At 43.3% G+C, this 19,101-nt stretch carries 19 protein-coding genes and 1 pseudogene; 10 read left to right on the top strand and 10 right to left on the bottom strand.

The window, feature by feature from the left end; all coding sequences use genetic code 11:
- A pseudogene (locus PSE7429_RS26650) lies at nt 1-115 on the bottom strand (IS1/IS1595 family N-terminal zinc-binding domain-containing protein); the annotation flags it as partial.
- 353 nt (nt 116-468) lie between these two features.
- On the opposite strand from PSE7429_RS26650, the gene PSE7429_RS12980 reads away from it, so the two are divergent.
- From PSE7429_RS12980 to PSE7429_RS12995, 4 genes are all read left to right on the top strand, one after another.
- Nucleotides 469-1,959, top strand: coding sequence for an adenylate/guanylate cyclase domain-containing protein (locus tag PSE7429_RS12980; protein WP_009627670.1), 1,491 nt, complete (start codon nt 469-471; stop codon nt 1,957-1,959).
- A 383-nt stretch (nt 1,960-2,342) separates the two neighbouring features.
- Entirely contained in the window at nt 2,343-2,729 is a 387-nt protein-coding gene (locus tag PSE7429_RS12985) for a response regulator transcription factor (RefSeq protein ID WP_009627671.1), read from the top strand.
- Nucleotides 2,726-4,000, top strand: a complete 1,275-nt coding sequence (locus PSE7429_RS12990) for a vWA domain-containing protein (RefSeq protein ID WP_009627672.1) — start codon at nt 2,726-2,728, stop codon at nt 3,998-4,000. The genes PSE7429_RS12985 and PSE7429_RS12990 overlap by 4 nt, the downstream gene beginning before the upstream one ends.
- A 56-nt stretch (nt 4,001-4,056) precedes the next feature.
- The gene (locus tag PSE7429_RS12995) at nt 4,057-4,884 is read left to right on the top strand and encodes an FHA domain-containing protein (protein ID WP_009627673.1); all 828 of its coding nucleotides are present in this window, start codon (nt 4,057-4,059) and stop codon (nt 4,882-4,884) included.
- Nucleotides 4,885-4,940: 56 nt separating this feature from the next.
- Here the strand turns inward: PSE7429_RS12995 and PSE7429_RS13000 are convergent, their stop codons facing one another.
- The gene (locus PSE7429_RS13000) at nt 4,941-6,257 is read right to left on the bottom strand and encodes a DUF4335 domain-containing protein (RefSeq protein ID WP_009627674.1); all 1,317 of its coding nucleotides are present in this window, start codon (nt 6,255-6,257) and stop codon (nt 4,941-4,943) included.
- Nucleotides 6,258-6,823: 566 nt separating this feature from the next.
- Here PSE7429_RS13000 and PSE7429_RS13005 point away from each other — a divergent pair.
- Nucleotides 6,824-8,461: a type III-B CRISPR-associated protein Cas10/Cmr2 gene (locus PSE7429_RS13005; protein WP_233424350.1), complete on the top strand. Its 1,638-nt coding sequence runs from the start codon at nt 6,824-6,826 to the stop codon at nt 8,459-8,461.
- A 317-nt stretch (nt 8,462-8,778) separates the two neighbouring features.
- Nucleotides 8,779-9,216 carry a hypothetical protein gene (locus PSE7429_RS13010; protein WP_009627677.1) on the top strand — a complete coding sequence of 146 codons (438 nt, stop codon included), beginning with the start codon at nt 8,779-8,781 and terminating at the stop codon, nt 9,214-9,216.
- Nucleotides 9,217-9,265: 49 nt separating this feature from the next.
- Here the strand turns inward: PSE7429_RS13010 and PSE7429_RS13015 are convergent, their stop codons facing one another.
- On the bottom strand, nt 9,266-10,156 hold the full coding sequence (locus PSE7429_RS13015) for a ferritin-like domain-containing protein (protein WP_009627678.1): 891 nt from the start codon (nt 10,154-10,156) through the stop codon (nt 9,266-9,268).
- Between the two features lie 55 nt (nt 10,157-10,211).
- On the opposite strand from PSE7429_RS13015, the gene bioF reads away from it, so the two are divergent.
- Nucleotides 10,212-11,402, top strand: coding sequence for an 8-amino-7-oxononanoate synthase (gene bioF / locus PSE7429_RS13020; RefSeq protein WP_009627679.1), 1,191 nt, complete (start codon nt 10,212-10,214; stop codon nt 11,400-11,402).
- A gap of 59 nt (nt 11,403-11,461) precedes the next feature.
- On the opposite strand, the gene PSE7429_RS13025 is transcribed toward bioF, so the two are convergent.
- The 7 genes from PSE7429_RS13025 to PSE7429_RS13055 form a co-directional block, all read right to left on the bottom strand.
- Nucleotides 11,462-12,142 (bottom strand): hypothetical protein, encoded by a 681-nt coding sequence (locus tag PSE7429_RS13025; RefSeq protein WP_009627680.1) that lies wholly within the window; start codon nt 12,140-12,142, stop codon nt 11,462-11,464.
- Nucleotides 12,139-12,609, bottom strand: a complete 471-nt coding sequence (locus PSE7429_RS13030) for a globin family protein (RefSeq protein WP_009627681.1) — start codon at nt 12,607-12,609, stop codon at nt 12,139-12,141. Before PSE7429_RS13030 ends, PSE7429_RS13025 begins: the two co-directional genes overlap by 4 nt.
- 187 nt (nt 12,610-12,796) lie before the next feature.
- Complete coding sequence (locus PSE7429_RS13035; protein ID WP_040688578.1) at nt 12,797-13,189, bottom strand: hypothetical protein; 393 nt, start codon at nt 13,187-13,189, stop codon at nt 12,797-12,799.
- A 1-nt stretch (nt 13,190) separates the two neighbouring features.
- On the bottom strand, nt 13,191-13,922 hold the full coding sequence (locus PSE7429_RS13040) for a V4R domain-containing protein (RefSeq protein WP_009627683.1): 732 nt from the start codon (nt 13,920-13,922) through the stop codon (nt 13,191-13,193).
- 86 nt (nt 13,923-14,008) lie between these two features.
- A complete protein-coding gene (locus PSE7429_RS13045; protein WP_009627684.1) occupies nt 14,009-14,515 on the bottom strand; it encodes a 2Fe-2S iron-sulfur cluster-binding protein in 507 nt (168 codons plus the stop codon).
- 7 nt (nt 14,516-14,522) lie between these two features.
- Nucleotides 14,523-15,377 (bottom strand): response regulator, encoded by an 855-nt coding sequence (locus PSE7429_RS13050; RefSeq protein ID WP_009627685.1) that lies wholly within the window; start codon nt 15,375-15,377, stop codon nt 14,523-14,525.
- Between the two features lie 329 nt (nt 15,378-15,706).
- On the bottom strand, nt 15,707-16,147 hold the full coding sequence (locus PSE7429_RS13055) for a 2Fe-2S iron-sulfur cluster-binding protein (protein WP_009627686.1): 441 nt from the start codon (nt 16,145-16,147) through the stop codon (nt 15,707-15,709).
- A 219-nt stretch (nt 16,148-16,366) separates the two neighbouring features.
- On the opposite strand from PSE7429_RS13055, the gene PSE7429_RS13060 reads away from it, so the two are divergent.
- From PSE7429_RS13060 to PSE7429_RS13070, 3 genes are all read left to right on the top strand, one after another.
- On the top strand, nt 16,367-17,200 hold the full coding sequence (locus PSE7429_RS13060; RefSeq protein WP_009627687.1) for a M90 family metallopeptidase: 834 nt from the start codon (nt 16,367-16,369) through the stop codon (nt 17,198-17,200).
- Nucleotides 17,201-17,530: 330 nt separating this feature from the next.
- Nucleotides 17,531-18,553 carry a pentapeptide repeat-containing protein gene (locus PSE7429_RS13065; RefSeq protein WP_009627689.1) on the top strand — a complete coding sequence of 341 codons (1,023 nt, stop codon included), beginning with the start codon at nt 17,531-17,533 and terminating at the stop codon, nt 18,551-18,553.
- A complete protein-coding gene (locus tag PSE7429_RS13070) occupies nt 18,528-18,974 on the top strand; it encodes a hypothetical protein (RefSeq protein ID WP_009627690.1) in 447 nt (148 codons plus the stop codon). Before PSE7429_RS13065 ends, PSE7429_RS13070 begins: the two co-directional genes overlap by 26 nt.
- Nucleotides 18,975-19,101 lie beyond the last annotated feature (127 nt).

Raw genomic sequence — 19,101 nt, forward strand, 5'->3', positions numbered from 1 at the left:
CACTGAGTAGTTATCAATGAACTGACGACCGCAATCAGCACAAATATGATTTTGTTTGTCTCCTCGTTTCCCATTTTTACGTAATATGTGTTGAACCACACTTTGGACATTTCATTGTTTTTCATTGCTAAAACTCGTTATCTTTTATTTACTCATTCATCTCTCATTTGTGCAACGCCCAAGATTCACCTATTGAGCCAAAGATTTTAATCCAGAATAATTTCCATGTATTCTCATGTATTCTGTGTAAATCAAGCGTAAAACTCTTGAAAATCATCCAAAAATGCAAATTATATCTTTTTTATTTAACAATTTATTTAACAAATTTGAGTAGAGCAAACAGCTTAGTAGGATTGAAGCTCTAGCCGCTCAGCATTATAGCGTTTGTTTCTACTTTATTAATCGTTATGATATTTAGCATGGGCGGCAAAAAACTCCCCAGCCAAACAAACCTATAGCTTTTAACCCATGTCATCGATCAATCTTAAAAAGGTATTGCTAAAACAAGAAATATTATCCTTATTAAGGGGAATGACAGCTAATCTCACTTCTGCGATCGCCATTCAAGATCGGGAAGGACAGTTGCTGATCACAGATTTGGGTATGCATGGGGAGATTGCTCACAACAATGCTCATCACAACATAGAGGAAAAATACGAAAGCCTAGAATTAGAAAAGGAAATTAAAAAAATCCCCATTTTATTGGGGGATGAAATATTGGGCTGGGCGATCGGAAAAGAACAGGTCGAACTGGTTGCTGATTTTGCGAGCTATTTTGTCAAGCGTGAATTCGAGCAGAAAACACTAGTGGCGGATGCTTTAGATAAGTACCGCGAGATTAACCTTCTGTACACGATCACTAGCAAACTATCCACCTGTTTAGATATAAGAGCAATAGGCGATCTCGTAATTGAAGAATCTAGTCGTCTCATCCCTTCAACTAGCGTATCTGTGATGATTTATAACGCACAAGCGAATTGCCTAGAAATCATTGCGGCTAAAGGTACTGCGGAATCGTTAAATCGTTCACAAATCCCTATTGATCGGGGGATTGCGGGGCATGTGTTTACCACAGGTAAAGCTGAATTAGTAAATGATGCGTCCAAAGATCCCCGTTATCTCACCAATGAAAATGAATGCTACGCCCTAATATGTGCGCCAATTATTAATAAAAACAGAACGATTGGGGTCATCAATATTAGTAGTTCTGAAACAGTAAACTATACATCTCAGGAGCTTAAGCTCTTTACGGCGATCGCAAGCCAAGCTTCGGGCGCGATCGAAAATGCTTTCCTGCATGAGAGTAAACTACGGGAACAGCGAATTAAAAATAATTTAGAACGTTACCTATCACCACAGGTAGCGGAGGCAGTAATTAATGAGAAGGAAGAGATATCCTTAAATACGAGTAAACGGAAAATAGCAATGCTATTTTCCGACATTCGGAATTTTACGACTAAGTGTGAGGAACTGGAACCAGAACAACTAGTCACTTATCTGAATGAGTATTTTACGCAGATGGTAGACGTTATTTTCAATCATCAAGGGACGGTGAATAAGTTTGTAGGCGATATGATCGTGGCAATGTTTGGCGCACCTTCAGCGATCGCCGATCGCGAATATTGGGCAATCTCGGCGGCAATCAATATGCAAAAGCGGATTAAGAATTTGCCGATTGAATGGATTCGCGAGAATTTTATTACAGGAATTGGGATTAGTTCGGGAGATGTCATCGTAGGTAATATCGGTTCGCCTCAGCATATGGACTATACGGCGATCGGTGATGAAATGAATATTGCATCGCGATTGCAAGGCTTAGCTAAGGGAGGGCAGATTTTAGTAACGCGCAGTGTTTACGATGCCACCCAATCAAGTTTTGAGTTTCGTGAGTTTGGTACTTTACCTGTTAAAGGAAAGAAAAATCTAGTAGAAATTTTTGAGGTAATCTATCAAGATTAGCCAGCAAGATTAGAGGGTTTTCAAGTTACAGCGCTTTGCGCTCAAACCCAAACCAAGTAAATTTTTAAAAGCGTTGCTTCGCAACGCTTTTAAAAATTTACTTGTGGTTCGTTTGATCGATAATTGCTGTAAGAATTGGCGTAGCCATTTTTTACTCCCTTCCCAGTCAAGAAATAGCGGTGCGGGGCTTCATCCCGCACCGCTATTTCTTGGTTTTATATGTCTAATAAAAACTGTCCTTCTCGCTCCTAGAATGCCAATCTGTCCTCACCAATGAAGATCTTGATGAATGCAATCAAAGAGTACTTTCCTAGATCGCTTTTAGACACACAGACAGTCCTGTAAGTGATACATTAGTTTTGAGATACCTCGCAGGCTTGAAGATGAGTAAAAAACTACTAATTGTTGACGATGAGCCGCACATTCGTATGCTATTAGAGCAAACCTTGGAAGAGCTAGAAGATTATGACGTAGATTTGTTAATCGCCACTAATGGTCAAGAGGCACTCGAGACGATTCAGAGTGAAAAGCCCGATCTGGTGTTTTTAGATGTCATGATGCCCAAGATGAATGGCTACGAAGTCTGCCAAAAGGTTAAAAGCGATGACAGCTTAAGCGATGTATATATTATTATGTTAACCGCCAAGGGGCAAGAATTCGATCGCAGTCGGGGCGAAGATGTGGGCGCAGATGTCTATATGACAAAGCCGTTCGATCCCGATGAAATCCTAGAAAAATCCTGTGAAATCCTAAGGATAGAGATTAAATGAGCGTAAATTTGACTTGTAAGTTAAGCGATCGCCTGCTTGATAGCAACCAAGGTAGCAGTCAACGTCAGTTAGCGATCTCTGTTTCGGCAAATGCTTCTGTTGATGGCAATAACGCACCACTTAACCTATGTCTTGTGTTAGATCACAGTGGTTCTATGGGCGGTCAACCCCTTGATACGGTCAAACGTGCGGCAAGGGATTTAGTAGATCGGATGCATTTACAGGATCGAATTAGTGTGATTGGATTTGACCATAAAGCTCATGTGGTAGTCGAAAATCAACTCGTGGATCGGACTGAGTCGATCAAAGAAAAAATTCAATCTCTCAAGGCTTCGGGTGGCACCTGTATTGATGATGGGATCAAGTTGGGTTTGCAGGAAACCAGCAAGGGCAAAGATGGTACGGTGAGTCAGCTTTTTGTGCTGACCGATGGGGAAAACGAGCATGGTGATAACGAGCGTTGTTTGCAGTTTTCGCGTCTAGCAACGGAATACAATATGACGCTTCATAGCCTCGGATTTGGAGATAGTTGGAATCAAGATGTGCTAGAGCGGATTGCGGATGCTGGGGGTGGGGCAATGGCATATATTGCCTCTCCTGCGGCGGCGAGTGAAGAATTTCAAAAATTATTAAAACGTGTTCAAGCGATCGGGCTGACCAATGCTCACTTAGTTTTGCAGCTTGCCCCCTATGTCAGATTGGCGGAATTGAAGCCGATCGCTCAAGTCTCCCCTGATACGATCGAGTTACCCTATCAAACCGAGGGTAATGCCATTATCGTGAGACTCGGCGATCTGATGACGGATGTAGAAAGGGTCGTCCTGTTTAATTTATACATCAGCCCTGCTAGCTATATTGCGGAAAACCCGGCCAGCTCAACAATTCCAATTTTGACTGCCCAAGTTCGTTATGATATCCCATCACTAGCACAGATTAATTCCCTATCTGACCCCGTAACGATCACGGCGGAACTCGTCCAAGACTTTACACCTCAGCTCGATTCACAGGTGCAGAATCATTTGCTAGCCTTGGCTAAATATCGGCAAACACAGCTTGCCGAGCAAAAACTGCAACAGGGCGATCGCGCAGGTGCGGCAACAATGTTACAATCTGCTGCTAAAACTGCTTTGCAAATGGGCGATTACAATGCATCTACAATCCTGCAAAATAACGCAACTCGTCTACAAACTGGTACTGCCCTAAGCGAGTCAGAACGGAAGAAAACCCGCATTGCATCAAAAACTGTACTACAAACACCTCCAAATCCTTAAATTTTTGATAAGTCGCTAGTTCAGAACTTTCCAACTGTCCATCTTAAGTTGCTCTTATGATTACCTGTCCTAACTGCTCTCATGCTAATCCCGACGGAGCCGTAAACTGCGAAGCCTGCTTTACGCCACTGCCCATAATCAAAAACATAGAATGTCCTAATTGTCATGCAACTGTGTTGTCAGATGCTAAGTTTTGCGGGCATTGTGGATTTAATCTCATGGCAGCAACTGCGACTAATTTGCTCCCGAATGTGAGTCCAGAAAATGCGATCGCCCCTTCTGTCAAGGTCGAGCCATCATCAGAAGGTACTGCCGTCCCAGCGGAGCTTAACAATACTTCAAGCTCCCAATCAAGCTCTTTAGCTGAGGAAATGACAGAGGGTAATTCTGCGGAAAGTTTTGTGATAAATTCTATTCCTGACACCTCAGCAGTTTCTGCTAATCCCCGATTTACTGAGATTGAAGCCTTACTTGAAGCAGAGGCAAATAATCCATCTCCTTTAGGAAAAGCCCCCATGAGTTCGCCCGCGAGCGTTAAAACGCAGTTACAGCAATTTGCAGCATCTTTACTCCATGTCCAAACAAATCTCACCATTGAAATTCCAGCCCACTTGCCAGTTGTGCATATTGGTAAGCCCAATACGGTAATTCCTCCCGATATTGATGTGTCTGGCTTCCCCGACTCAGATATCGTCTCTCGTATCCATGCAGATATTCGCTCGGATGGCGGATCGTTCTATTTTGAAGATACGGGCAGCTCGAACGGTACTTATATTAATAATCTACCGCTACCTGCGGGCAATCGCCATAAACTTAGGGCCGGCGATCGCATTTCGCTGGGTAAAGGTGACAAGGTTAGTTTTGTATTTCAGCTCAGCTCATAACCAAAAACTAAATAGGTAAGGATGGGCGACGCAAAGCGTCGCCCATCCTTACCTGTTTAGATTTGCAGGACTAGACGAATTTTCCCCGTAACTGCGTTCGGCGATCGCCATTCCGTAATGACCTTTTCGAGTTCAGAGGTTATATTTTGTGCTCTCAGGATGGCATCTTGGTGATCTGCATTTTGGCGATCTGTATCTTGGCGATCTATAGATATTTTCTGCACCCGATCGCCTGAAACATCTAGTTCAATAGTAATCGTTGTCCCTACCACCGCTACTTTTTGGGATTGGATATAACGGACAAAAGCGGTCGTGATATCGCTGGGTAGCTCCGATTGAATTTGTAAAACTTTGATATTAGTTGTGGCGATCGTATTTTCATTAGCAGCCCGTGAAGCTGCCGAGATACTCGGTAATGGCATCGGGGCGGCAGATGATGGTTTAGAAATTTCTGCTGCTGAATCCAATCCAGCTTGATTGGGAACTTCTAAACGCCTTGGTTGTTCCCTAGGGGCTATTTTAGCGCTACTCCCCAAAGTGGAGGGGCGATTATCTATACGTTGGCGATTGCTAGCAGCATCAGAACCAACAGTCCCAGAAATATTTGGTTCTGGAGCGATCGCAACTTTATCCATGCTTTCTAAACTTTTCGAGTCGCGATTGTTATCTTGGCGATTGATATCTTGGCGATTGGTATCTTTGAGAGTTGCCGAAGGTACCTCAACCTTCGGCAATGCTCCAGAAGCGGAAGGTTGAGAGGGGGTACTTGAATGGGAAGGGATGGGAGACGATGGACTCTTAGCCGCATTACTAGATTTATCCTCAGGGATAGTGGTTGCGACCCGTTCGGGTTGCGAGGTGGCGGTAGCCGCAATCTGATAGCCGCGCTGCTCACCAAAAGGTGACGAAATCAAACGAATTGTCCCAATACTAACGCCGACAATAGCGATCGCGCCTGCCATGATTTTGAGCCAGTTGGGATGGAATCGGCGGACTTCTAACACCAAATTCGGTAAAATCACAAACTCATTCGCACAGAGTTCTAGGCTTTCGTAGAGGTCAAATAATTGGAGAGTCGAAAGTTTTAGCTTTGACAGTTTAGGAACGACGATCGCATGTTCGAGGGTTGCAAAATCATCTTGGGCTAACCAGCGATCGCAGTAGGCAGTAACTGCCTCAATTAAATTGACAATTTGCTGCTGGTTGCCCTCAATGGCTTTTCTACCTTGAGCGAGTTGTAAACGAAAGCGGAGATTTTGGGCAACAATTTGCGATCGCCATTCCGATAGGGAAGATCGCTCTGTCCAAACCTCTAACAGACAGGTCGGTAATTCATAGCGACGGTTCAGAATGTTTGCTTCCAATGAATACATGGGGTTATATTTCGACCGCAATACCAAGCAATACCTGAATACTACTCTCTACCCAGTGAATAATTAGGCTTGCGCGTCGAAACCGCGTACGCCTAATTATTCACTTTAATAATGCCTATTTTTTGGGTGGGAAGGAAGTACTTAAATTTACTTTTGATTTACTTTTGATTTACTTTTGATTATATACCAATCCTAAATAATTTGTGGCAGCGCATCGCTTCGGAATACGCTACTCTGCTTTGGTCAAAGGCTTTTGTGGCTTAACCATGCCAGTTATTTAGCGTATAAATCGTTTAAGGATGTGCGGGTGCTAAGCACCCGCACATCTTTAAAAAGATCAGAGGCTTGCCGATCGCTATAGAAGTCTAAAGTACGAGCCTTAGCCATAAGATTCCTGTCAAGTAAATAACAATATTTTATAAAAATCCTAAATATCTTTAAATTCTTTTGTATAGGTCTAATACAGACCATATAAATCAGCTACAAAAATATTTTTATAAAATAGCCATCTATGATAAATAACTGATAAATTACTGTTCTTAATGTGTAAGAGAGGCAGAACGATTGTGTCAAAAGATACGTTAGAAAACGAAAATATACCAATGCAGGAACCTATCAATCTCGAACAATTTTCTCCAAAGATCCCTAAGTATACGGCGCTCAGTTTTGCGCCCATGCCGAATTTTATCGAAAAGTCTCGCAGATTGCGCGAGCTTTATGGAGCATCCCAAATCCTTTCCTATTTAAGCTGGAAGATCGTTAGAGCAGCCCAAAACAAAGGTGTTGAAGTGATATTGCCTGCGATCGCTAATGACGATATCGTCCAAGGAATCCCCAGTCATATTTTAGTTATGGGCAATTTCTCTTGTAGCGAAGCTCTCAAAGCTTTGATGGAAGGCTGGGAAGATATTGTGAATACCTGTTATGAATGGCTGCAAGAGAATCTAAACTCCGAACTTCCCGAACTGACAAACTCCACTGAATGGGCAGTTGCTTGGACAAAATGGAAGATGCAACCTTGGGGAATTTTTTGGGGAGATGGTGAGACGATTGAGACCGCCTTGCAAGATTTGGAAGCGCGGAAGCTGCGCCGCGACTGGGGCGAATCAAAGGAAACTACTAAGGAAACTACTAAAGATTCTAGTCAATTGCCAGATCGATTGCATAGTCAATTGCATAAAGGTACGATCACCCATAAAAACAAGGACAAATTAAGGTTAAGTACCACAGAAATCAAAAGAATCTATCAATGTATTGCTAAAATTCTCGATCCTGCGATCAAGGGAAATGATTTCATTCCCATTAATAAAAGTGAGGGAATAAATATCCTCGAATTAATTAAAAGATTAGTTACCTATGAAGCGATCGCGAAAAAAATCCATCGAGATTTCTATTCGCCAAGATTTCGCGAAATGTTGCTGCGTGACGAGAATCGGGGGGGAACCTACTGGAACGCTTGGTTTATGGGTGATGGAGATAGGGTTAATGCGCGTCTTACCAAGCTGAAAGATAGGGCTAACCTCACTCAATTTAGTCATTCCTTAAGAGCTTGGGGTAAGAATTTTTCCACGGAAGTTGATCGAGGTTTGATGGCGTATGTTGGTGGGTATGACTTCCTTGGCGTGATGCATAGAGAACAAGAGAGCGCACAATTAAAGAGTCAGGGAGCAATCGAGTGGTTGATTGATTTACACGCTAGTTGGCAACAAGAAAACCTCGGGATTATCCTGAGTGTCGGATTTGTCTGGGCAGGGCATTTGGTATCTCCACGGGATATTTTGCGCCATTGTCGAGAAGCGGAAAAATTTGCCAATCACTTTGCGGCAGGACAGCGAGATCGCGTGACGATTCGGATTCTTTTTGACAATGGTCAATATGTTCAATGGACTACCCCTTGGCAATATTTGCAGTGGTTAGCAGATTATCGTGATCGCGATGGCAATAGGGGTAAAGATGCGAATTGGAGCCATAGCTATACTAATTTACTCCAACTTAAAGCCCAAGATTGGAGTTTGCCAACGCCATCCACACAAACCGATGAAGCGATCGCACTAAATCTATTTGGTTTATATTTTGGTAGTGATAAGCAAGAAATTCTCTCTCAAGAACGGAGTGCGATCGTTGGCGCAGAGGATCCCCAATCGTTTATTGCATGGATTGAAGGAATTATTCAAGTAGGTTGGCATCTATGCTCAAATATTTAATTGGGAACTATTTTTTCGCATTGCGGTCTGATTTACCAAACTTCGATCTCTCTGTGGAATCTAGAAGGCTCGGAGTGTTGTAAGTAGCTAGGCATAAGTAAACTTAATACCAAAGCTCAAAATGGCTACGCCATTTTGAGCTTTGAAAACCATTACTGGGTTTGTTTTTTAATTCACAAAAGTGTTGTCACACTTTCGTGAATTGGTATAAAACCTAGAAGAGCATACCGCCCACATAGTGGGCGGTATGCCCTCTGGTTCTGGTTTCTTAATTATGCCGAACTACTTAGTAAAAACCTATAGCTCTGGTTACAAGTATGAAACTAGCTTCTATTGTCCTATCAGGAATCCTATGTTTGGGTGTCACTACTTCTATGCCAACTCTATCAGCTTATGCAAGCCCTTCTACTTATAACGATGGAGTTGATGCATTAACAGATGAATTGTGGTGGCAGCTCCGTCCAGAGATGCGTGACTCAAAAATTGATACTGAGAATGGTTTATTTATTCGAGAATGGCAAGCAATTCAACGGGTGGTGAGAGCTAATTCTCACTCATTTAGTGGTGGATATTGTTTTGATGGCTATTCTGCTTTTTTTGATGGCAATCTGGATCGAGTAGCAGATGCCGTATTTTACGTTCGCTATCCTGCCTTTAGCGGTCAAAGAATTCGCCAAGAAGAACAGGGTGCAGCTAGAGTATGGACAGAAATTCGGTTACGCCTGCGAAATCCGAATGGAGTTACTTCCTGCTAAAGAGGCAAAGCCTGTAGAGTAAGCTATGCTTACTCTACAAGCTTTTTGATTAATATTCCCCTGCCTTGGCTGCCGTATCTTTGAGATTGCCAGCAAAGAACATCGGAATGAACTTCTCAACGAAAGAAGCAGGATCCTTCTCCCACGCTTTTTTGGCAAGATCGATTCTGGTCTTTTGTAACTCAGGAGAGAACAAAGTCTGGGGAAGCCGATCAACCAAATATTGAGGACGTTGCCAAAGGGGAAGAGTATCGACAATCTTCATTAAGTTCTCAACGCGGCGCACCTCCGCACCTGCAAGCACATCCATCCCTGATTCGTAGGCTGCTTGCTCGATCGCGGCATATTTGCGCTTTGCGAGATCCACCTTGGCATGAAGAGCTTCACTCTTCTTGCCAATTTCTGCAAGTTTCCGATTGCCCCAGCGCACATGGGCAACCTCTTCAGGCATGATTTTTTCGATGGTTTCGCGAATTTTGATGTTTTCAGGCGTTTGCTCTGACTTCTGAAGTGCCCGAATGTGAGCCGCGAAGTATTCACAACCACGCTTTTCGGTGACATTAATAGCGGCTAGAGACTCGATGATGCCATCTTCAGGGCTACTACCAATAGTTTCGTAACCAATCAAGCGCTCAAACTCGTCTATATAAGAAGATCCAGGAGGAGTACCGATATCTTCACCAAGTTCGTAGAGCAGATCGGTCAGCCAGAGCGCGTGACGAGCTTCATCGGCAATATGATGAGATAAATCTTTAATTAGATCGCGGGGTTTACCATCAAGTTTTTCGATTAAGTCGGTAAGATCCTTACAGCTCCGTTGCTCGTTGAAACGATAGCGATTGAGGGTTACCATGTGGATGTCACGTTGACGTACCACTCGCTCAAGGATATCTTGAGCGCTTAGCTGTCCGCGAAGTTTATGGGGATAGGCAACAGTCATTTTAAACCTAGTTAATATATACCAATCTAATTTTAATCTTAATTTGTAAAGAAGTGTGAAGACGAAATTGGCATCTACTCCCTACGACTGGCTTGATCGCTCTTTGGATTCAATCCATAAAGCTAATTGGCATCGATCTACCCAAACAATCACTAGCAAAGCAGGGACGATCGCCAAGGTGAATGGACGCGAAATGCTCATGTTTGCCAGTAATAATTATTTGGGATTGGCAGGCGATCGCCGTTTAATTGAAGCGGCGATCGCGGCAACCGAAAAGTACGGTACTGGCACTACGGGCTCACGTTTGGTCACGGGACATCTAGCCCTTCATGAAGAACTGGAATTAGCGATCGCCGATCTTAAAAATACCGAAGCAGCCTTGGTTTTTAGTTCTGGCTATTTAGCAAATTTGGGAACGATATCAGCCATAGTCGGGCAGCGGGACTTAATTGTAGGCGATGCCTACAATCACTCTTGTTTGAAAAAGGGCGCTGTGATGAGTGGTGCTATGGCGATCGATTATCAACATGGCAGTTTGGCAGATCTCTCAGCTAAATTACAAGCGCACCGTTCTAAATATCGCCGTTGTTTAATTACTACGGACAGTGTATTTAGTATGGATGGCGATCTGGCTCCCTTAAGAGAAATTATGAACTTAGCTGCCACCTATGACTGCATGGTGCTAGTTGATGAGGCTCATGGCACAGGAGTTTTTGGCGATCGCGGTGGCGGAGTGACCAATGCCTTGGGGCTGGGTGCGGACTTAATCCAAGTAGGTACTTTGAGCAAAGCTTTGGGTAGTTTGGGCGGCTATGTGGCAGGCTCCGCCAAGTTAATTGATTACCTGCGAAATCGGGCTGCAACTTGGATCTATACAACTGGTTTATCGCCTGCGGATACAGGCGCAGCGATCGCAGCAATTGAGATCGTTAAATCGGAAAGCTCGCTACGGCAACAACTTTGGCAAAATGTGGCGATGGTCAAGCAAGGTTTACAGGCATTGGGGATTCCAGCGATCGCCTTTGATTCGCCGATTGTGGCGATCGAGGTTGGTGATATTGCTACGACAATGGCGCAGTCTCAGTATTTACGCGATCGGGGCATCTTTGCCCCTGCCATCCGTCCACCGACAGTTCCTACGGCAAGAATTCGGATTACTTTAATGGCAACCCATACCCCCAGCCAAATTCAAACATTACTGCAATATTTAGGGCTTGCCGAACAAGAGGCTAAACCCAAAAGATGAGTGACGGCACGAAGTGCCGTCACTCATCTTTTGGGTTTTATAGCTGCCCTAAGCAAAGCTTACGTTGCCGTTAATTTTTCTAGGATTTCCGCAGTCCGCAAACCCTGCTTTACCCAAGGTTCAATCGGTTGGATCTTGCTAGTGACACCCAAAATAAAGCGTGTATAGCTCTCTTGTGGAGAATCCAATGGTGAATCCACTTCAGTCTGAGATGACCAATCCGTAGCACAGGCCCGAATATCCTTACCAGCCCAACGGGAAAACCATGCGGCAATGAAGCCCGCCTGTAACTGATGCCAAGGCAATCGACCTGACTGCAAGCCAATTTCGCTTCCTGTTGTTAACACTGAATTTTCCGTAGTCACGACGATCAGACCGTGATGGCGATAGCCAAAGTCGAGGGTGAGATTGCCCATGCCATGCACTGTCCAAAGCTGGCGCATGGTTGCCAAAAACTCCACTGCATTTGTTGCCATGATCGTTTTGCCTTGGTAGGACTCGATCTCACCACGGATATGATCGTAAAAGGAACCACCCCAGCCAAACCCAAAGGTATAAAGCGCCAAAGTACCCGCTTGCCCAGCTTCCGATGCTAAAGCGGTATGGATACTCCGCAATAAAAAATCGGGCACAGCGACAAGGCGATCGCCTTGCCTTGTTGAGAGTAAACCCGTTGCAGAATCGGACTTAACATAAAATCGAGGGGAAAAATAATTTCCAGGAATTGAATTGAGCATCATCGGGTTAACCATTGGTGAGAGATCGCAATGTAGGGCAACAACAAAGCAGCATTTTCTTTCGGCAAGTTTTCCATTACGGCTTTTTGCAAAGCTCGATAGACAAAATCATTAACCCTTTGATTCTTCAGCGCCAACATAATATTCTGCATCCAATACAACAGACGATCCTTGAGCAATTCCTCATCTTGCAATAGCATCGCCGTAGCACAGTAACGCAGCACCAAAGCCATATCGCGCTGGCATTTGCTACCGCCATCCACCGTCACCTTAGCCGCTATATCGGGAGCCGTAGCTTGAATCTGTTGTAGCACCTGTGCGACGATCGCATTTTCTTTCGCTTGAATCAAATCATAGGTTTGACGACGCTGTTGCCAAGAAGCGATCGCCCGATCTAAAGTTCGCAAATCTTCAGGATTGATATAGGAACCATCGGCACGATCTAAAACATTTTCTAAGAGAGTAAGCATGGTTATAAAAGTTTGATTATAGAAGTTTGATTATAGAAGTTTGATTGTAAAAGTTTGATTATAGATAAGTGGGCTTAATTAAATATAAAACCCTGAAACCTGCGGCGCACGCGCAGCGTGCGCCGCAGGTTATCGCTCTAGAACTAGGCATAGAGGTCTCGAAGCCACGGGACTCCTAAACCACAAATTACGACTCAGGAAAGTTAACGAGTAAATCCTCCAACAGAGTGAGATCTTCTTCCTTAACGGTTAGAACTTGCTGACTCTCAGCATTCCACTCAATTTGGGCGATTAAATCTTTGGTACTTAAGATTTCCAAATCCTGAATATCTTCTAAGCCTAATAGAAAAGGAGTTGGTCTCGGCAGTGATCCCAAGGAAGCCCTATCTATAGGGATAGGTTCATGGAGATCTGTAGGGCTAGTTGATCGCCCAGTGGCTCGCCCAGTCGATTGGCGCGAATTAGTCTTGTCTGCATCTGTTCTGAAGATCTTTTGCAGCAATTTCACAAAGGATCGCCATAGTTTTCTCAAGCGATCGAGCCAGCTATTCCGTTGATGAAAACGATTGCGTTTTTTCACCCTATATACCTCCTGCATCCATAGATGGATTGACCCCAGTAATGCTTGAAGATTCTCGATCCAAAAGCCTTTGCTCGATCTCTTGCGCAGTCGCCCCAGAACTTAACCAAAATTCAGCAGCTTTAATCCTCGTCTCAGAACCAATCAAAAAACGGCAGAAATTATTTCCCATGGAATAGCATTGAATTTCGGTACTACTTAAACCACGATTGAGCATGACCGAAAAGAAACCTGCCAATAGTCCCGCATAGAGAAAACACACAGGCTTCCCAATATTTCCCATCGATTTTGCCACTGCCGAATCAAATAAATCGATAAAGATAAAACCTTCCCGAATTGAACTGAGATCGACATTCCACTTCCCCCAGCCCTGAGCCGTTAATGGCCACCACCAAGTTTCTAAGGCAAAACTCAGGTTAGATTTACTCACGCTGAAATGGTAATCGCGCTCAAACCAAACCTTAAAGTCCTTGGCATCGTTAGTCCCCCAATCTTTACCAATCAGATACATTAGCCATCCTGATGCATCGCCCACCTCATGTTCTAGCCCCTTCAGGAGCGAAACAATAAAATCATCGCTAGCCAATACATATTGATGCTGATTCCAGTCTCTAATTTGTCCCTTGGACTGGTCAAATTTAAAAAAAGTATGACGACTATAATGGCAAACTTGAGATAGAGAGTTTAACGAAAAAAGAGGTTCTCTATTATTACGAAAAGTTGATTTGGTCATTTACAATTCTCGGATTAACTAGGTGTAAACTTTCTATACTATGACTTGCAAGAAATCAAGTGAATACAAATAAATGGTGAATAGCTCTATTTACTAGCAACTGTAGATTTTTCAGGTGGCAATAAAATTTGACTTAAATCAGTACTAAACGATGAATCAATTTCTGCCATCTTCTCTAACGCCGATCGCAAAATCAGCTTACCTTCTTCAACTAATACTTCACCAGTTAAAGGGTGAATTAAATTTTGTTGCGCTCTTTTACCGATTAAGTTTTTTAATTCTCCAATCGAACCAATATACATGCCTTGAGGAACTTCAATAACGATGCCATCTTGCCAAACTCTTGCTTGACAGGCGAGACGAGAGTTGGCTTTCGATGAAGTGATAAAACTGAGGGTCATGATTTCCTGTTCGCTTTTGGGGCTGAGTGCGTCACCACCATCCCTCACGTACACATGACAGGTTGCACATCTTCCTTGACCACCGCAGGCTTGAAGTACGTTCATTTCCTGTTTCAGTAAAACACTGAGTAAAGTACTCTCGGTTGCAACCTCCACATCTTGGTTTAATGGTTGTAGTTTGATCTGTTTCACTTAAGTCTTATGGCACTGGAGAAATGAGCTTCGAGACATCGGCAGAGAGATTCTTCGCTTGTAGTATCTGCGAAAAGTCCACGATGACTCGTTCGCATTCCTTCAAGAAAGCCCTTACCCATGTTTGGACATCTTGCAATTGAGAAGCAGTTAAGGGTTCAATCTGCTCAGAGATAAAAGGGCAACTGATCTGCCCTTGGTAATCGACTTTCCAATATTCTAACGATGGATGTAAGGCGACTAGACTCTGATGGCTTTTATGCCAATAGTTGCCGATCGCTAAAGGACCTAAATAGCAAGAACTGTACTTAGTTAAGCGGTTTAGGGCGACTAGGGTGGCTTCCCAAGTCAAGGTGTCGATTTTTTCAACACTGGCTCCCTTGAGTTCTCGCCTATGCTTGATAGCATTTTGGAGCGTACCTCTGAGGGTATGCCGAATTAATGCCTGCTGGAGTAGATGCACATTTTGAGGATGGATGCTCACAACATCATGCACACCACGTTCGATCGCCCAATCTCGAAAAAAATCGCTGACTTCTCGCTGATCTACCAACAAAATAATCGGCAAGTTATGCCACTGTTTGAGGCAACGGCGGCAAACTTCTAACCAATTTAAATCTTCCAATTTACCCAATAAAATCAGATCGGATGACTGTTGGCTAACAGTCTGAACTAACTGTTGATAATTGGAACAGAGATCGGGAACCAAACGATTATCTTTTTTGATTTCTTGAAGAACAGCCTGAGATATAGTTGGCTTTGACTCAGCTATAGCAATGTGGATAAGCGGCTTTTGCAGATACTGCTCGCCCACAAATTCTTCAAAAAAAGAATCTGAGTTATTCATTATTAATGTCTGCATTTTATAGCTTTAGATGTTTTTATTAAATTTTTATATGATTTTGATTTTAGATTTAGGCTAATGGGGAAAAAATTAAAAAAATTAGAATAGCTTGGTCACAAAATCCCCCATCCGAAACATAAAGGTTTTCAATTCTGTAATTAACCAAAATGTTCTATTCCGAGACAATCAGAATAAACCATGATTAATTTATGAGTCATGAAAGATGCAACAGGTAGAGGTTAAGAATAAAAATAAATTTGTTATCAGTCTATAACCTCTTAACTGAGCAACATCTAAAAGTTAAAAAAAATATGTAATTTTTAACACAACCAGCCCATCCACTTCCTTCAGAAGTCGCTGAGTAACCGTTCTAAAATCTCTTGGGTAATCAGGTTACCTTCTTGAACTAGCAACTCACTTGTGATGGGATGGTGGATATCGCGTGGAGCCAAGCGATTTTTTAATCGTTCAAAAATTTGGGCTAATTTTTTATCCGCTTTATTATCTAAATAAAAAACGACTCCATCTTCTAAAACCGAAGTTTGACAGGTCAAACGATAGAGGGCAATATCTCGGCGAACATTCTTCAGGGTTGCTTGCTCTAGATTTTCCATCGGACTGAGGCTGCTCGCGCCATCAAACACCCTCAGAGCACAAGTGCCACAGATTCCTTGTCCCTGACAAGTTGCGGCTAATTCTACCTTGGCATGTTTAAGCGATCGCCATAATTTATCTTTGGCTGAGACGTTGATCGTAATTCCTAGAGGTTCGAGTTTAATACAAGGCATAGAGCTTAAATTGTGGCGAAATCATCCGATGCAGGAAAAAAAGCTAAAATAAAGAAATTATGATGGTCATCTTAACCTTTTTAGTGCGTATTTTCTTGCATGGATTTCGCTTCTTTTTAAAATCTCTTTTTAAAATCTCTTTTTAAAATCTCTTTTTAAAATCTCTTTTAGTTCTTCTTTAGTTCTTCTATTTCTTTTATTTAAACCAGTTAATTTTTTGTGTTTTCTCCAAAGGATTTAGCGATTATCTTCTCAATTGTGGTTGGCGCGATCGCCATTGGCATTTTAATTTATCCATTTTTGCTCAAGTGGCAACGCGATCGCCTTAGAAAGAGTCATTTTCCAAGAACTTGGTTAAATATAATTGAGGAGAATCTATCTATTTATCCTAGTTTGACTTCGGCGCAACAACAGGAACTACAGGGCTATATACTGGTATTGCTGGCGGAAAAGCAATTTATTGGCTGTAGGGGATTCCAGATTACCGAAGAAGTGAAGGTCACCATCACCGCATTCGCCTGTTTATTATTGTTTGGCGATCGCAAAACCTATTTCCCTAATCTACGTTCGATTCTGGTATATCCCGATGCTTACATTGTCAATGAGATGGTCATGAGCGATCGCTATATAGTGGAAGAACGACTTGTTGCTAGATTGGGAGAATCATGGACAAAGGATCAATTAATTCTCTCTTGGGAACAGGTAAAAAGAGATATTCAAAATTGGCAAGATGGACGGAATGTGGTGTTACATGAGTTTGCCCATCAACTCGATCAAGAGGATGGACAAGCGGAAGGAGTACCAATTTTATCGCGAGCTTTGGACTATGCTGCATGGTCAAAGATCATGACCGCCGAATATCTACAACTATGCGATCGGGTAGAACGTAACAGGAAGAGCGTTCTCGATAGTTATGGCGCGACTAACCCTGCGGAGTTTTTTGCGGTGGCAACGGAGACATTCTTTGAGAAGCCTAAACAGTTAAATCAAAAGCATCCCGCTCTCTACGAAATCTTACAAAGATACTATCGCCTCGATCCTCGACAATGGTAGAACTAAGTAGCTAAGCATAAGTAAACTTAAAACCTAGAAGAGCATACCGCCCGCTGTGCGGGCGGTATGCTCTCTGGTTTTGGGTTTTAATTATGCTGAACTACTTAACAAGACTGGCAACAGCTATATATCCATATTTGTTGATTAGTCTCTTTAGCCCAAATTGCAAGAATATTGTTAATATTATTGGGGCGAATACAGCTTCGATCGCGATCTCTAGCAAATCCTACAGTATTAACATCATTTACTAGATTGGCTCTACCAAACTCTCGCATTAAAGCATTCTTTTTAAGCGTCGCAACGATCGCGGCATTTGCGGCTCTCATCGCCATGTATTTAGATCGCGATGAATTGGTTTATATCGGGCTTGCTATCATCTCCACGATTATCTTGCCAATTCTCTTGCCGCCGTTTGTAACTGCGATCGCTAATTCTCCCCTAGGGCAACGCTGGGATATTACCCTGTCTAGCATTTTAGCTGGGGTGGTCTTATTTATGGCTGCCCATGTCACCGAGCTAGATCTCGCCTTTGCCCGATGGTTTGACACTATTAAGTGGGAAGCCTTAGGGGCAGTAGGGCAGATTTTAATTGCGATTTTGGCGGTGTGGGTGGCTTGGCGACAAAATCAGATTTCTGAAAGCTTGACGGGTCAGCAAAATGTCATTACCCAACAGCAAACCATTGATTCCTATTTTCAAGGAATTTCTGACCTCGTACTCGACCCTCAAGGTCAATTGGAAGATTGGCCGCTAGAAAGAGCGATCGCACAAGCAAGGACTGCCGCCCTATTAGGTGGCTGCGATGCTGACGGACGCGCAAAAATTATCCGCTTCCTATCAAGCGCCAATCTCCTTACCCCCCTGAAACGAGATGGTTTACTTGGTCGTCCCATTCTCGACGGGACTGGTGGCTATGTGGTCGATCTGGCAAATGGAGTACGGGTAGTTAATTTAGGAATGATGTTAGCAAATCGCGATATTTGCCATACGGATTTGCGAAACGCGGATTTGAGTGGAGCAAACTTGATTAAGACCAATTTTCTGAACTGCGATCTGACGGGGGCAAACTTTGGTGGAGCGGTTTTGGCTAAAGCCAATTTGAGGGGTACGGATCTCAGTCGGGTAAAGATGTTTTACGGCAAGCTCGAAACTGCCTCTCCTCGCGATCGTCAGCATCTGCCTAACTTTGATACGGGCGAATATACAGGCGCAGTTGTCGAAGACGCTGATTTTAGCAAGGCGATCGACCTATCCGAAGAAACTCGCCAGTACCTATGTGCTTGGTGTGGTAAAAAATCTCGCAAAACTATTCCAGGAGGCTGTGAAGATGTACCAAATCGATTGGGGCGCTAGCGTTAAGCATTGCCCTTACCCTCAAGAACAGCCCCAAAGCCAAGCTCCAATCCCAAAACATCAAGTAAAAAATCGGCTCTTGGCTCTTGCTTCTTGTCTAACTTTACAGATTGCCACCTTGGTCATGAGTCCTCTGCTGGTTGCCGCCGAAAGTATATCGCCAAACACCTCGTCAAACACCCCGCCATCTGTTCAGGAAGATAGCCCTGAAGAAGTTTTACGTGCGGAGATCTATACCGATGCCCGATCGCCCATTGATGGTAAACAACTCAGTGCTGCCGAATATACCGAACTCATGGAAAAATTGCGATCGCTCGATAATATCCCCCCCGAAGATTTGGTATCGCCGAAAGTCCGAGAAGTAATTGGTCTATTGAAGCTACGTAAGTTCCTAAAACAATTTATTCCCTTCGTTCCTTAATATATAGCTGCCGTCAACGGTATCAGGACATAAACCCCCAAAGAGGATTGCCGCGCTTCGCGCGGCAATCCTCTTTGGGGGTTTAATTTTGTCCTAACAAGACTGACGGCAGCTATAGCGAGGATAT

The sequence above is a fragment of the Pseudanabaena biceps PCC 7429 genome (assembly GCF_000332215.1).
GTDB classification, from domain to species: Bacteria; Cyanobacteriota; Cyanobacteriia; order Pseudanabaenales; family Pseudanabaenaceae; genus Pseudanabaena; species Pseudanabaena biceps.

Excerpts from the sequence above, each read along its gene's own strand:
- PSE7429_RS12980 (WP_009627670.1), top strand. The coding sequence starts at position 469 with ATGTCATCGATCAATCTTAAAAAGGTATTGCTAAAACAAGAAATATTA.
- PSE7429_RS12985 (WP_009627671.1), top strand. The coding sequence starts at position 2,343 with ATGAGTAAAAAACTACTAATTGTTGACGATGAGCCGCACATTCGTATG.
- PSE7429_RS12990 (WP_009627672.1), top strand. The coding sequence starts at position 2,726 with ATGAGCGTAAATTTGACTTGTAAGTTAAGCGATCGCCTGCTTGATAGC.
- PSE7429_RS12995 (WP_009627673.1), top strand. The coding sequence starts at position 4,057 with ATGATTACCTGTCCTAACTGCTCTCATGCTAATCCCGACGGAGCCGTA.
- PSE7429_RS13000 (WP_009627674.1), bottom strand. The coding sequence starts at position 6,257 with ATGTATTCATTGGAAGCAAACATTCTGAACCGTCGCTATGAATTACCG.
- PSE7429_RS13010 (WP_009627677.1), top strand. The coding sequence starts at position 8,779 with ATGAAACTAGCTTCTATTGTCCTATCAGGAATCCTATGTTTGGGTGTC.
- PSE7429_RS13015 (WP_009627678.1), bottom strand. The coding sequence starts at position 10,156 with ATGACTGTTGCCTATCCCCATAAACTTCGCGGACAGCTAAGCGCTCAA.
- PSE7429_RS13025 (WP_009627680.1), bottom strand. The coding sequence starts at position 12,142 with ATGATGCTCAATTCAATTCCTGGAAATTATTTTTCCCCTCGATTTTAT.
- PSE7429_RS13030 (WP_009627681.1), bottom strand. The coding sequence starts at position 12,609 with ATGCTTACTCTCTTAGAAAATGTTTTAGATCGTGCCGATGGTTCCTAT.
- PSE7429_RS13040 (WP_009627683.1), bottom strand. The coding sequence starts at position 13,922 with ATGACCAAATCAACTTTTCGTAATAATAGAGAACCTCTTTTTTCGTTA.
- PSE7429_RS13050 (WP_009627685.1), bottom strand. The coding sequence starts at position 15,377 with ATGCAGACATTAATAATGAATAACTCAGATTCTTTTTTTGAAGAATTT.
- PSE7429_RS13055 (WP_009627686.1), bottom strand. The coding sequence starts at position 16,147 with ATGCCTTGTATTAAACTCGAACCTCTAGGAATTACGATCAACGTCTCA.
- PSE7429_RS13065 (WP_009627689.1), top strand. The coding sequence starts at position 17,531 with ATGTATTTAGATCGCGATGAATTGGTTTATATCGGGCTTGCTATCATC.
- PSE7429_RS13070 (WP_009627690.1), top strand. The coding sequence starts at position 18,528 with ATGTACCAAATCGATTGGGGCGCTAGCGTTAAGCATTGCCCTTACCCT.